Origin of the sequence: Lentzea albida (assembly GCF_900111005.1) — a bacterium.
GTDB classification, from domain to species: Bacteria; Actinomycetota; Actinomycetes; order Mycobacteriales; family Pseudonocardiaceae; genus Lentzea; species Lentzea albida.
The window spans coordinates 238,966-253,006 of record NZ_FOFV01000003.1 but is presented as its reverse complement, the minus strand read 5'-3'; the positions used below and the strand labels follow the sequence as shown (position 1 = coordinate 253,006).

The window sequence follows — 14,041 nt, the reverse complement described above, 5'->3', positions numbered from 1 at the left end:
CCGCTCCATCGGCGTTCCGCTCAATCTCCGGAGACGGAAATGGGGCGAACGCACAACATGCGCCTGGACCGCAGACGGAGTCGGCAGGACGGCTGGATGCTCTCTCCGGGTGTGTGCGATGTGGACGACGCACTCCGTCTTCTGCCTTGGAGTGAGCGAATGGCTACCATCCGTGCAGGCAGAAGGGCGGGAGGCGGGTTGGGGACCGAGATCAGAATTCTGGGTGGCCTGCACCTCGTTCGTGGAGACAACCCGGTGACGCTCACAGGTGCCAGGCAGCGGGCGATGCTCGGATACCTGACCCTTCACCCGGGAAAGGCGATCTCCGTGGATCGCCTGATCCACGTCGTATGGGGAGACACGCCGCCTAGACACGCGCGACACTCGGTGCACCAACGGATCCACGAGCTGCGTCGCAAGTTGAGCGCAAGCGGTGCGGAAAGCACAGACGTCCGCTGGGAACCCGGGTCAGGCGGGTACCGCCTGGTCGTCGATCCCTCCTCGCTCGATGCGGCCGTGTTCCGCGCACGCGCAGCTGCAGCGCTGGACATGGCCGGACGTTCCGCTCTCACCGCCGCTGTCTCCGAGATGCGCCACGCGCTGGCTCTGTGGCGAGGCCGCGTGTTGGAGGGAGTGCCGAGCCTGACCGGGCTTTCTGAGATCGAGGCCCTGGAGAACGAACGGCTGGAGGCACTCGACCACCTTTGGGAGTGGGAACTCCGGCTGGGACGGCACGCGGCCGTCCTGCCTGAGATCGGCTCGTTGGTCAGAGCAGAGCCGTTGCGCGAGCAAACGTTCGGCCTGCTGCTCATGGCGCTCGAAGGCTGTGGGCGGCGCACCGAGGCACTGAGCGCCTACGCGGACTTTCGCTCGACGGTGCGGGCGGAACTCGGAGCTGAACCCGGTCGGTGGCTGCAGGAGATCCACCGAGCATTGCTGCAGGATCCCGAACCAGTACCTCCGGCGGCGGGCGATACCGGTCTTGCCGTCGACCGCGACGGCACAGCGTTCACGGGGCGTCGCACGGAACTGTCTCTGCTCCTCCAAATTGCCGAGAACGTCGTGAGTTCGGGCAGCGCTCATCTGTTGACCGTCCTTGGCGAGCCGGGGATCGGCAAGACCAGCCTGGTGCGCGAGGTGCTGACACTGGTGCGCACGCAGGTGAAGCCGGTGTGGACAGCGCGATGTGCCGAGGAGCAGCCCGCGAGTGCGTTCACCCCGCTTGCGGAGATGGTGGCCGGGGAGGCGCAGATCCTGGTCTCGGACACACCGGAGCAGGCCACGGCGAAGCTGGCCGACTTCCTGCCCGGGATAGACCCGGCGCCCAGGGCGTTGCTGGCCGGCACCCTGGGGATCACACGCACGACCGGCCTGGAAGCGAAGGACGTGCGCCACGCGTGGGACCTGGTGTTCAGGGACAAGACTCGGGAACCTCTCGTCCTGGTCGTGGAGGACGTGCACTGGGCGCGCGAGGAACTGTTGACCTTCTTGGAGGATCTAGCGCTCGACCTGGCCGCCAGACCGCTCCTCATCGTCTGCACCAGCAGACTGGATCTGCTGACAAGACACGCGAACTGGCCGACCGGAACTCCGGGGACGACCGTGCTGACCCTGGGGGCGCTCGACGACGTGTCCGCGTGGACGATCACGACCGGTCTCCTTCCCGACGCGAGCCAGGAGCAAAGGGAACGTGTGGTCGTCGGTGCCGGTGGCAATCCGCTTTTCCTGCAGCAACTCGCCAACGCGGCCCATCTGGACCAGGGCGGCCTGGACGCGGTGCCCCCCACCCTCGAGAAGGTGATCAACGCGAGGTGGAACGCACTTCCCGCGGACGACCTGATCGTTCTCCGTGCCGCCGCTGTCGTGGGAGACGTCGTGTGGGCCGGTGCGATCGACGCCGTCGGAGCCGCCCTGTGCGGCTCAGGTGCGCCGCTGCCGAATGTCCCCGCCGCGGTGCGCCGCCTGTGCAGACTGGGGTTCCTCCGACGTTCACGAAGCTCGATCGTCAAGGAGGAGCAGGAGTTCCACTTCACCCACGCCGCACTGCGCGCCATCGGCTACGAGGGCATCGAAGGACCTGCCAGAGCCGCCGGTCACCTCAGGGCTGCGGCGTGGTGGCAGGAACTCCCGCACGGCAGAGGCATCGCCCTCGGCGAGGCCGCCAACCACTACCAGCGTGCGATCGAAGCGCTGGGCTCCTGCCTGGAGGAAGGAGTACGGCTGAGGGCGATGAACGCCCTGCACACCGCGGCGGAGTTCGCCATGGAACAGGGCGATTACGCCACCGCCGTCGACAGGCTGACCACAGCACTCACGCTCGCCGAGGCGGGCAGCGCCGACAGGGGCCGCCTGCTCCTCGATCTCGGAGAGTCCCTCCACCACAGCGCCGCGGAAGGCGCGAGCGAACTGGAGGAGGCCGGTCGGCTGCTGGCACGGTGGGGCCGGCCCGCCCCGGCGGCCAAGGCGAACCTGTTCCGCGGGTGGGCGGCCTGGACACGGGGAGACGGCACGCTGGCGGAACGTTTCGTGAGACGCGCGGTGACCGAAGCACTCGGCCTGCCCGTCTCCGAGACCGCTACCAGGGTGCTGTCCGTCGGTTCGGCCCTCTTGGCCATCATGGGCCACCACGCGGAGGCGACCATCGCCGCCGACTGCGTGGCCGAGTCCTCACAAGGAAGCGAAGACCACCGCTTGCTGGGCAACCGCGGAATCGTGCGGCTGTTCGCGGGTTCACCCGATGCGATTTACGACTTCCGGGCGGCCGTGGCGTCGGCGCGGAGGAACGGTTTCACCGTCCGCCCGTCGTCGTGGATCAACATGATCTCCTACCACACGACCTTCGGTGACCTGCCCGCGGCGACGCAGGTCTTCCGCGAAGCGGAGGCGACATCCGGGTACCGGTACACCTCGGTCGACTGCCGGTGGCTGTGGTCGATCGGGATCCGGCTCCGCTTCTGGTCAGGCGAACTGGACCTGCTGGAGATCGCGGACTTCGTCCCGCAGGGCAACCAGGTCGACTCGGAGGTGATCATCGTGCGCGCCAGGATGCGAGCCCTGGAAGGCGACTGGGTCGCGGCTGCCGAGGACGCCGGGCTCGCCGTGCAGATCGCGGAGCGGACCGGCTCGACAACCTCGGTCTTCACCGCGCGCTGCGTTCGAGCGGCTTTCAGCCCGGACGTCGACCCTGTCCGTGGACTGCTCACCTCGGACCGCCCGGTGACGTATCCGGCCGAGGTGGGTGTACTGCTTCCGATGGTTCTGATCCGGGCCGGTTCACCGGAAGCCCTGGCAGACTTCGGCTTCGTGCCGTCGCCGTGGCTTTCCGCCGCCGAAGCGTGCATCGCCGGCGACCACCGGAGGGCGGTACGGCGCTACCGCGACATCGGCTCCGCGCCCGATGCCCGGTGGGCCATCGACCCGACCACGTGGTGCGCGGCCGGGTGAGGGCCGCACACCACCTGGTCGGGCCCGGGCTACTTCAGTAAGCGCGGAAGTAGCACTTCAGACCGCTGGGAACGCCGACCCACCCCCTGCCGACCACGGCGTCGTTGGCCCCTCCGCCGCCCACCTGGCGGTTGCGGACCAGGAACTCGTACTTGCTGTATTCGGCAACGGCCCACAGCCGTCCGCCGCGCGGACCGAACGTGTGCGAGCACCCGCTCGAGGTGGTGATCGACTTCGCCAGGCTGGAATTGAGGCCGAACGTGCTCGACAGCGAGTCCTTGATGAAGGTGACGTTCACCGAAGCAGAGACCCCGGCGGTCACGCTGTAGGTCTCACTGCGTCCACACGAGACAGTGCCCGCGCCGGAGGCGGAGGCGGAACAGAGCGGTCGCGCGTTGGACACCGTGTAGAACCCGGTGAAACGGGTGTTGGACACATAGCATCCCCAGGGGCGGCACAGGTCGGACGAACTCGCCGCCGCCGACGTCATCTCGGACGAACCCGCCTGCGCCGGTGCTGACATCACCGCCAAGGCAGCGAATGCCGCGAGGAACGTCGCGACGATGCGCAAGAGCGTTCCGCCGATACTGAGGTAAATCTTCATCGTTTCTCCTCGATTACGACGTGAAGGCAACACGAAGCCGCTCGAACTGGGACCTGTCGAAGATTCCAGTACCACTACCGTAGGTCGAAGAGAAAAAGCCACCAATGGGCGCGAGCACCACCACCTCAACAGTAGGACTGTTCAAAAGCACAACACGTCCGCAGCCCGGAGGACCCACCTGTGCGCGTGGCCGGCACACACGGCGTCTCGGTCACCGTGCCTGCTGCCCGGTACCCCGCTGGCCGCTCATTCGGCGCAGAGTGAACGCGCTGCTCAACAACTGAACGCCTCGGACCGACGTGGGGTTGAGGCCCGTCGTTCTGTGGATCTGGCGGAGCCGGTAGTCGAGGGTGTTGCGATGGACGTGGAGTGCCCGCGCAGCGAGTTGTTTGTCCATGTCATTGGCATAGAAAACGTCCAGGGTGGTCAGAAGATCCGGACCCAGCTCGTCGAGAACGCGAGTCAACGCCGACCGCTCGGCGCTCCTGTGCAGTATTCGTTCCAGCACAACGTCGTCCGTTCCCACCACGGTGCGCGGGTCACGCGCGGCGGCGGCCAGGTCATGAGCAGCGATCGCATCGACGCAGGCGAGAGCGACCCCTGCTCGGTCTGGTGCCTCACCGACAGCACAGGTGCCGTAAGCGATCGCCGGCTCGTGCTTGCGCAGCCTGTCGAGAAGATTCTGCGCGACGGAGAACGGGTCTCCGTCGCGGGTCGGAAGCACCAGCACGAGGTAGTCGGCGTGAATGGTGCCCACCACGTCCTGAGTGGCGGTCAGGAATCTGTGCAATGCGGACAGGACCTCAGAGTGGTCGAGCGCTACAGGAGTCAACACCACCACGGCATAGGGTTCTGACGAGAAACCCAGGATATCGGCGCTGATCGTGTCCACACGACCGTCAAGCCAGGATCGGCACAACGCGGTCTTCAGCTCCGCGACATGGCCGTGTTCCCCGAGCCCGAGTTCGTAGCCGTCGAGCAGGAGGCCTGTCAAATCCGACCCCTGAGCCCGCAGGGATTCGGTGACCGCGCGCACAGTGGAGATGTCCCGCAGGTCCGTGCTGCCCCACAACACCTGGAACATCGCCTTCTCCAGGGCACCGATGGAGGAGAACAGTTGAGCACGTGGAATGCGATGACGCCCTTTGCGTCTACCCGGTTCAACGATGATGCGCAGCTCATCTCGGTCCGGAACTGTGCCATCGGCGGCCCAGCCGAGCTGCTGTCTGAAAAGCTGGTGCATGACATCACGAGTCATGCGCCACGCAGAACCGCGAGAATGATAGAGGGTGGGAACGACCTCGGTCAGTGCCTCCATGATGGATTTCAGGAGAACATCACCGAGCCTGTCGAGCCGCCGGATGGCATCGGGGTCGACTTCGTTGAACGGAACGTGGGTCGAGGCCGACATCTGTTGTCCCAGGGATCGAATCGGACAAGGATCAGCCCAACATGGCGTAGCCCGCTCACGATCCACTCACGAAATCGGCTGAAGGGGACATCTCGTCACCGGAGGCCAGATCACCGACGGAGAGCCACACAGGCGCCGTCTCGATTGGCGGGTAGCTTCGGTGTGCGAGACGCGGTACTCGTGTGCCAGATCACCACCGGGCGAACGTCCCAGGCGAACGACAACCGCCTCGATCCGACGGAGCCTCGATGACGTCCATCCTCGCTGGCCGCTACTCGGCGCACCGCCGTGAACCGTGCCTGTACGGCCCCGGAAAACCCACTTCGAGACATCCTGAACCGCGGCGGATCCGTAGACAGCAGTGCCGTCTCCCGCTCGGTGGCATCATCTGAACGAGATTGTCGCGCCGAGCTGCTCTCGGGTTCGATGCCGCCGCGCAGAAGGTCGTCGGCGCGTGGCTGCGGCTGGTCGAGTTCGTGCCGCTGGATCTGCATTCGCGACTGTCGCAGACGCTCGAACAGTTCTCAAGACGTGCCCCAGCCCTCGCTGTTGGAGGCGATGAACCGCCCGAGCCGCCCTCGCCGAAACCGAGGTGCGGGAGTGCGCCTTTCGGCCAAGCCGCACGCGAATTCATCGAGCACGCCTGCCCAAGCTAGGCCGATCGGGTGTTGTTCTCTGCTGTGGGTTTGGTATCTCGCGGCCCTGAGTACCAAGGGGCGTACGGGGACCGGGGGGTCCCTGTCTGGGGATGTATTTCACTGAGGGGAACAAGACTTGTCACGCACTTCACCAGTGCGCCGCTTCATGCTGCGCGCTTTGTCCGTGAGTGTGGCCGTCGCTCTGACCGCCGCGGTTCCTGCTGTCCTCCCGACGTCCACTGCATCGGCGGCATCTGCGGTCGAGCAGGCGTGGACGCCGGGCGCGGCGAATCGGACCGTGGTGGGAGGGGCGCCGCCTGCGAGCCGGGCCCGGCCGGCAACGAATCAGCCCGGTGTGGCCGGGGTCCAAAGCTGGTCACCGTGTCGATCCAGCGACTGGGGGGTGTTGCCGGACTACCCGATCGAACGGTTCCAGGTCAGTGATCGCCTCCAGTTCGGTGTGAACCTTTCCGACGGCAACCTCTGGATCGACCACCGCGACCTCACGATCCGCGGCACCGGAATCGACCTGACCCTGCGGCACTCCTTCGGCTACGACTACAAGTGGCACATCAACGCCGGCCAGGACATGGCGCTGGACATGCGGTTCACCAACCAGGTGCACATGCCCGTGGACGGCGGCGGCTGCGTGTTGTTCCTCCGCAATGCCGACGGCACCTTCGGCACCGCGAGCAACGGTGTCGCGGCGACGTTGACGGAGAACGCGGACGGCTCCTACACCGCGAAGTTCGTCAAGACCGGTGAAACCTGGGCGTTCAACTCCGACGGTTGGCCGCTCAACCGCAAGGACCGCAACGGCAACGCGATCACCTATCACTACCAGTCCGACGGGACGCTGGCCTCGTTGACCGACTCGCAGGGCAGGGTCACCACGTTCCAGTCCAGTGGCGGCAACATCACGCGCATCACCGACCCCAGTGGCACGGTCGTGGGCAACTACTCCTTCGACTCCGAGGGCCGGCTCACGCAGCTGAGCGACCGCGACGGCAAGACGGTGAAGTTCGGCTACAACGCTGACGGTAGCCGGATCACGTCGCTGGTCGACCAGGCCAACCGCACGTGGGGCCTCACCTACACCGACTACAGACTCACCAAGGTGAGCACGCCGACGCGAACGGGTTCGGCGGACACCCTGTTCGACTACGTCAAACCCCTCGTCGAGACGACGCAGACGGATCCGAACAAGAACAAGACCGTTTACAAGTTCGACGACAGGTCCCGGCAGATTTCGGCCACCGACGCGCTCGGCAACACCCGGTCCAAGACCTGGACCGCCAACAGCGATGTCCAGAGCACGACGGACGGGCGGGAGAACTCCACCACCGCGGCGTACGACACCCTGAACAACCTGATCTCCACCACGCTGCCCACCGGCGCCGCCACCGTCGCGGCGTACACGAGCACCGCGCACCCGAACCTGCCGACGTCGGTCAAGGACCCGGCGGGCAACGAGGTGACGAGGGAGTACGACACGGCGGGCAACCTCACCAAGCTCCGCTCCACGCCGCTGGCCGCCGACCTGGAGGTTCGCACCTACACCGGTCCCAAGGCGCTGCTGGACACTGTGCGCAACGCCAACGGCCAGGTGACCAGGTTCGGCTACGACCAGGCCGGAAACCCGACCAGCGTGACGCCACCCGCGCCTATGGGCGCGACCCGCTACACCTACGACTCGTTGTCGCGCATCACGAGCGTGACCGACGGCAACAACAAGCGCATCGACTACGCCTACGACAAGCTCGACCGCATCGTCTCGGTGAGCCACAACGGCACCGTCCTGCAGACGAACACCTACGACGCGCTGGGCAACCTCAGCACGCGTTCCCACGGCGGTGTGACGAGCCGGTTCGACTACGACGCCCGTCCCACCGGCAGCCAGGTCATCTCGGCGGTGCGCACGCAGGGCGCGTCAACCGAGACGGTGTCCTACGGCTACGACAAGGCGGGCAACCTCACGTCGTTGAAGGACCCCGCGGGCACGGCGACCTACGGCTATGACGCCGCGAACCGCCTGACGTCACTGGTGGATCCGTTCGGGCAGACCACGACGTTCGGCTACGACTCCGCGGACAACCGAACCTCCACGACGTTCCCCGGCGCGGGCACGCAGACCAACACCTACGACAACGCCAACAGGCTGACCGGCCTGACGGTGAAGAACACCGCAGGCGCCGAGCTTCTCAAGGCCGCGTACAGCTTCACCACCCCCGCTGGTGCCGACAGCGACAAGATGCAGTCGAAGACGATCGCCGGCACGACCACGGCGTACACCTACGACTCGCTGCGGCACCTGAGCAAAGCCGGCGCCACGACGTTCACGGTGGACAAGGCCGACAACATCACCAACCTCGGCGGCACCGCGCACGTCGTCAACGGCGCGGACCAACTCACCTCCGTGGGCGCTCTGAGCCTCAGCTACGACGCGGCCGGCAACATCACCGGCGGCACCAACCCGTCCGGGTCCTTCGAGTACTCGCCGACCAACCAGATGGTGCGCGGAGTCACCGACGGCGCACAGACCTTCTCCGCCTCCTACGACACCATCGACCAGACCCAGCCGCGCACCATCACCGAGAAGGTCGGCGGTGTCTCGACCACGCACACGTTCACGCACACCGCACTGGGCACGAGCACGGTCAACGTCGACAACACGCGGATCAGCGTCGCCCGTGACCCGGACGGCAAGCTCGTGACCGAGAAGGCGGGAACGACCCGCTACAACCTGATCACCGACCACCAGGGCAGCGTCCTGGCCCTGCTCGACACCACGGGCACGCTGGCCGCCACCTACACGTACAACCCCTACGGCGGTGCGACCGGCACGGGCGCGGCAGCGGGCACGAACCCGTTCCGCTTCGTCGGTGGTTACACCCTCAAGGGCGGGCTGACGCTGTTCGGCTACCGGTTCTACAACTCTTCGTGGGGCCGCTTCACCGCGCCGGACCCGACCCACCAGGAACGCAACGCGTACGCCTACGGCAAGTCCGACCCGATCAACAACATCGACCCGACCGGGGCCTACACCCAGTCGGAGTTCGAGAGCGACCTCAGCGTCATCTCCAGCTTCGCGGGGATCGGCACGGCGATCGGCGCTGGAGGCGGTGTCCTCGGTTGCGTCTTCGGCCCGGTCGGCTGCGCCACCGGTGCCGGCGTCGGGGCGGGAGTCGGTGCTGGGCTCGGTGCGGTCGCCGGAATCAGCTACGTGATCAGCAAGCGGAACCAGTGACGAACGGAGATCATCTCAACATGAAGGCGTCGAGTCGACGGAACCGCGTGTTCGCAGTGCTCGGTTTCCTGTTGGCAGCGGTGCTCGCAGGTGTGGCGGGCGCTTACCTGGAAGAGGCGACCGGCCAGATCTGGGTGCGTTTCCTGCCGCTGGTCGTGGTCGTCGTCGTGGCCATGATCGCGATGTTCCGGTCGGGACTGATTCCACCGAAGAAGTGATCTGACAACTCGTGGAGGTGGGCCGAACTCGGAGTTCGGCCCACACCTCCACCTGTTCGTCAAGACCGCTCAGGACTTTGGCGCGGGCGCTTGCTCTGCCCTGGCGGCGGCGGTACGAGCATCCGCGTCACCTTGCCGCAGGCGGACGCCGCAGCGTCGGCGCTCAGCGAATGATTGGTCGCTCGAGATCACGCCGTGCGCGAACGTTAGTGGCGCGTAGCATCGCAGACACGCGCAGCAGCGTGGAGCACAACATTGGCGTCCGAGGTCTAGCAGCCTGCCGGCGGCGCACGGCGAAAGGCCATCATGGCCACGCACGGCGAACGCGACGACCCCGCAGACTTGCGTCCCGCGAACGTGCCACGCGCCGCAGAAGTTGTCGTGTCCCGGCAGCAGGAAACGCCGATCGCGGTGCTCTCCAGCGAGATCGACCTCGACACCGGGCACGACGTGCGCGCATAACGGCACGCGTTGCGCGAGTACGCGCGGCATTGCAACCAGCACCGCACCCACCGGACTCTCACCGCGGCAGCACCCCTGCGAGCCCGCCCCAACCCCTCGGACCTGACCAGATCGAACTTCTCACGGTACTCCGACGGGACCGACTCGGCGGCATCCTCCACGAGTAACGGCATGCGGCTTGACCTGCGTGGATGTAATTTTCGGCACGCACAACGCACAGGGTGGTCCTGGATGTTGAGGGACCAGGAAGAAGTGCGGTGATCACTTAGGTATCGCAAATGTGTTCAGGAGCCGTGCTCCCAATTTGCTCACAGCGCAACGTCTGGCTAGGTAAAACACACTGTGGGCGATACTGGGATCGAACCAGTGACCTCCTCGGTGTGAACGGATCCGGGCGGGTTCCAGATGGTCTTGCTTGTCTTGGCATTGATGTCCTGAACTGCCTGAATGATGTGATCGCGTCTCAGGGTTCGCCTGAGCTCTCGCATGTGTCTGGTTGTCTCGGCTACCGTACTTGCTACCGGTTTTCGTGGATGTCGTGCGCGGCGGACGCGCCTATTGGTCTGGTGCAGGCTTTGAGCATGTCGCCGTGGCGGGGAGGCGGGACGTCGGAGTGGGTGCTTTGGTGTTCAGCTTCCGAGGCGTTCGCCGAAAGGTGGTCGAGCCGTCTTCCTGTGCATATTCAAGTGGTGGTCGTTCGAAATAATGCTCCGTGGATCTGATGGTGTCGGTTATGGGGCTGGTCTTTTTGTTTGATCCATCGGTGTGTTCAGTCCGGGGATTTTGGGTTTTCTGTCTGGGAAGTTCGGTCTGCTGTGCGGTGGTACTTTATGGTGCAACTATTCGGAGTGAGAGCTGGGTCTCTGCTGCCGCAGGGGTCGCAATGGGCGCCTACAGCCTTGATCTCGCCGACATGTGCTCCGGCTCAGTTGTTTCATCTACGTCGTTGGGATCGGCGGCACGGACAAGTCTGTGAAGACCACGGCGACGTTCGGTGATGGCGAGTACGAAGTCAGCCAGCTTCCCTGAGCGGATGCTTTCGCATCTCAGGAGCAGGAATCCAGGGCGCTGCTGGTCAGAGCTTGCCTGTCGTCCGGTGGTGCCGGGTTGCTCGGGGTTTCGCGGATCGTGTGGGCCTCAGCAGCGCTGAGAGTGCGGGAACAGCGGAACGGTGCGGAACCGGTCGAGGCCATGCCAGCGCCACCGGGCTGCCACGAAGGAACGCGACGACGCACGGCGTGTACAAGCCGGATCTGGATCGGTGTCAAGAGTGTGACTTCACTCGATGGTGTTGCTGCTTCGCGATTGGAGTCCGTGTGCGGAACCTCGTAGAGTCGCGATTTCCCACTGCTCTTCGGCGCGATGCGGGTCACCTCTCGGTAGGCCTCGTCGGTGTGGGGCGTGCCCTGTCCATTCGGCTGGGCCGCGCCCCGGAACGAAGCCGGGCAGGCCGAGACTGAGGAGTTCTGTGCTGGAACGAGATCAGCCGCGATCAGTTGTCTCCCTCGACACCGGAGATCCCGGGGCGAAGGCGAGGGCTGACGAACTGCTGCTGCAGGTGGCGCGCGGTGACGAGACCGCGTTCGGGCAGTTGTACGACGCGGTGTCGGGTGCGGTGTTCGGGCTTGTTCGGCGGGTGCTGCGGGATCAAGCGCAGTCGGAGGAGGTGTTCCAGGAGGTCATGCTCGAGGTGTGGCGGACCGCGAGCCGGTTCGATCCCGAGCGGGGCAAGGCGATGACCTGGATCCTGACGATGACGCATCGGCGTGCGGTGGACCGGGTGCGCTCGGCGCAGGCGGCGGCCGACCGCGACCAGCGGGTCGCTGTGCTGGGCGCCACGACGCCGTTCGACGAGGTGGTCGAACAGGTCACCGAACGTCTCGAGCAGCGCAAGGTCAGGCGGTGCCTGGGCTTTCTGACCGAGCTGCAGCGCGAGTCCGTGCAGCTGGCCTACTACCAGGGGTACAGCTATCCGGAGGTGGCGAGCCTGCTCGACGTTCCCCTGGGCACGGTGAAGACCCGGATGCGCGATGGCCTGATCCGGTTGCGCGACTGCCTGGGGGTGACGGTGTGAGCGCGACTGTGGATCCGCACACGCTGGTGGGCGCCTATGCGGTGAACGCGTTGAGCGACACCGAACGGGCCGAGTTCGAGGCGCATCTGCATGGTTGTTCGTCGTGCGCCGAGGAGGCCGCCGAGCTGCTGGCCACCACGGCCGTGCTGGGGACGGTGGCCGAGATCGCACCGCCGGAGCACCTGCGCGCGCAGGTGCTGGCCGATGCCGCTGCCACCCGCCAGCTGCCTCCGAAGGTGTCTGTCCACGTGCAGCCGACAGCCGCGTTGCCGGTGCGCAACCGGTGGTTGGTCCGCGCCAGCGTGCTCGCGGCGGCGGCCAGCGTGCTGGTGGCCGTGGTCGTCGGTGTCCAGGGGCTGCAGGACCGTCGTGAGCTCGACGACCTGAAGCAGTCGGCCGCCGGCTACAGCCAGGTCTCGGACCTGCTGAGTGCTCCTGACGCGAAGGTTCTGAGCGAGCCCGGCGCCGGCGGGGGCAAGGCCACGGTGGTGATCTCGCCGAGCCGCAGCAAGGCCGTCTTCCTCGCGAACGGGTTGCCGCCTCTGGCCGCGGACCGCGACTACCAGTTGTGGGTGGTGGGAACCGGTGACCCGCGTCCGGCCGGGTTGCTGCGGGGAGAACCCCTGGTCGCCGACGGGCTTGCCGACGCGCGGGCGTTCGCGTTGACCGTCGAACCGAGTGGCGGCTCGCCTGCTCCCACGACGAAGCCCGTTCTCGCGATCGCGGTGGCCTGAGTCGCGGAGGCCGGCGGTCGGTGTCGCGGAAACGCTGACAGCAGGGGAGGTGGGCGATGTCGATCGTCTACTGTGGATTGAAGGTGGCCCGTTCCGGCTTTGTGCTGGTCATGAGCGTTCTGCGGGAAGTCGCGTAACGGATCGGTAACCGCACCCATCCGTTCCCGTGAGGGCGGCGAATCACGAGCAGCAAGTCTCCCGTTCACCTCCTTGGAGATGTCTCGTCATGAACAAGACCGTCCGCAACACCGTTCTCGCCGTCGGCACGGCCGCTCTCGCCCTGTTCGGTGCGGCGTGCGGCTCGGGTGACATGGCCAGCAGCGGCTCCTCGTCCACCGCCGCCGCGCCCACGACGACCGCGTCGTCGTCGGCGATGGCCGATCCCGCCGCGAACCTGGTCGGTCCCGGTTGTGCCGACTACGCGAAGCAGGTCCCGTCCGGTGCCGGCTCCGTCTCGGGCATGGCCGCTGACCCGGTCGCGGTCGCCGCGAGCAACAACCCGCTGCTCACGACGCTGGTCAGCGCGGTGTCCGGCAAGCTGAACCCGAAGGTCAACCTGGTGTCGACGCTGAACGGTGCCGAGTTCACGGTCTTCGCGCCGGTGGACTCCGCGTTCGCGAAGATCGACCCGGCGACGATCGAGACGCTCAAGACCGACGACGCGCTGCTGACCAAGATCCTGACCTACCACGTCGTGCCCGGCCAGATCACCCCGGACAAGATCGCCGGCGACCAGAAGACCGTGCAGACCGGCACCGTCAAGGTCACCGGCTCGGGCAACGCCATCAAGGTCAACGACGCCAACGTGATCTGCGGTGGCGTGAAGACCGCCAACGCCACCGTGTACCTCATCGACTCGGTGCTGATGCCCGCCTGACATCTCCAGGGGTGGCAGTACCGAGAACTCCGGGAACCGCACTGTGTCGCGGTTCCCGGAGTTTTCACGTGCGGGGGTCTTGACCCGAGAATCGCAAGTGGACGGTCACCGCGCCTTCGAAGGCGAACAGCGCGTGGTTCTCCGGTTCACGGATGAGAGCGACGATCAGGGTGCCGGGGTTCAGGGGCCGGACCGCTCGGGTGATCAGGAATGCGTCGAGGTCGTCCGGCACCGCGATGACGATCCGGTCGGCGGCGGCGAAGTCGATGTCCGGCACTGTGAGCCGGGCGTCCGGTTGTGAGTTCGGGACCGAACTGACGGTATTGCGCCCG

The 14,041-nt window shown here is 66.2% G+C and carries 10 protein-coding genes; 7 read left to right on the top strand and 3 right to left on the bottom strand.

Annotated elements, in window-relative coordinates:
• The first annotated feature begins 57 nt into the window (after positions 1-57).
• Positions 58-3,444 carry an ATP-binding protein gene (locus tag BMY74_RS10220; protein WP_177229673.1) on the top strand — a complete coding sequence of 1,129 codons (3,387 nt, stop codon included), beginning with the start codon at positions 58-60 and terminating at the stop codon, positions 3,442-3,444.
• A 34-nt stretch (positions 3,445-3,478) separates the two neighbouring features.
• On the opposite strand, the gene BMY74_RS10215 is transcribed toward BMY74_RS10220, so the two are convergent.
• Positions 3,479-4,081 carry a hypothetical protein gene (locus tag BMY74_RS10215; RefSeq protein WP_143091515.1) on the bottom strand — a complete coding sequence of 201 codons (603 nt, stop codon included), beginning with the start codon at positions 4,079-4,081 and terminating at the stop codon, positions 3,479-3,481.
• Between the two features lie 178 nt (positions 4,082-4,259).
• Complete coding sequence (locus tag BMY74_RS10210) at positions 4,260-5,459, bottom strand: PucR family transcriptional regulator (RefSeq protein WP_089913314.1); 1,200 nt, start codon at positions 5,457-5,459, stop codon at positions 4,260-4,262.
• Between the two features lie 1,098 nt (positions 5,460-6,557).
• Between BMY74_RS10210 and BMY74_RS10205 the strand changes: the two genes are divergently transcribed.
• From BMY74_RS10205 to BMY74_RS10185, 6 genes are all read left to right on the top strand, one after another.
• Entirely contained in the window at positions 6,558-9,344 is a 2,787-nt protein-coding gene (locus tag BMY74_RS10205; RefSeq protein WP_177229672.1) for an RHS repeat-associated core domain-containing protein, read from the top strand.
• A gap of 47 nt (positions 9,345-9,391) precedes the next feature.
• Entirely contained in the window at positions 9,392-9,562 is a 171-nt protein-coding gene (locus tag BMY74_RS44945) for a hypothetical protein (protein ID WP_177229671.1), read from the top strand.
• Between the two features lie 306 nt (positions 9,563-9,868).
• Positions 9,869-10,024, top strand: a complete 156-nt coding sequence (locus BMY74_RS44940) for a hypothetical protein (protein ID WP_177229670.1) — start codon at positions 9,869-9,871, stop codon at positions 10,022-10,024.
• 1,468 nt (positions 10,025-11,492) lie between these two features.
• Positions 11,493-12,098 (top strand): sigma-70 family RNA polymerase sigma factor, encoded by a 606-nt coding sequence (locus BMY74_RS10195; RefSeq protein ID WP_281244964.1) that lies wholly within the window; start codon positions 11,493-11,495, stop codon positions 12,096-12,098.
• Positions 12,095-12,832, top strand: coding sequence for an anti-sigma factor (locus BMY74_RS47125; protein ID WP_177229669.1), 738 nt, complete (start codon positions 12,095-12,097; stop codon positions 12,830-12,832). Before BMY74_RS10195 ends, BMY74_RS47125 begins: the two co-directional genes overlap by 4 nt.
• Positions 12,833-13,058: 226 nt before the next feature.
• Positions 13,059-13,709: a fasciclin domain-containing protein gene (locus BMY74_RS10185; protein ID WP_089913299.1), complete on the top strand. Its 651-nt coding sequence runs from the start codon at positions 13,059-13,061 to the stop codon at positions 13,707-13,709.
• Positions 13,710-13,773: 64 nt separating this feature from the next.
• On the opposite strand, the gene BMY74_RS10180 is transcribed toward BMY74_RS10185, so the two are convergent.
• Positions 13,774-13,986, bottom strand: a complete 213-nt coding sequence (locus BMY74_RS10180) for a Rossmann-fold NAD(P)-binding domain-containing protein (RefSeq protein ID WP_089913296.1) — start codon at positions 13,984-13,986, stop codon at positions 13,774-13,776.
• Positions 13,987-14,041: the final 55 nt, after the last annotated feature.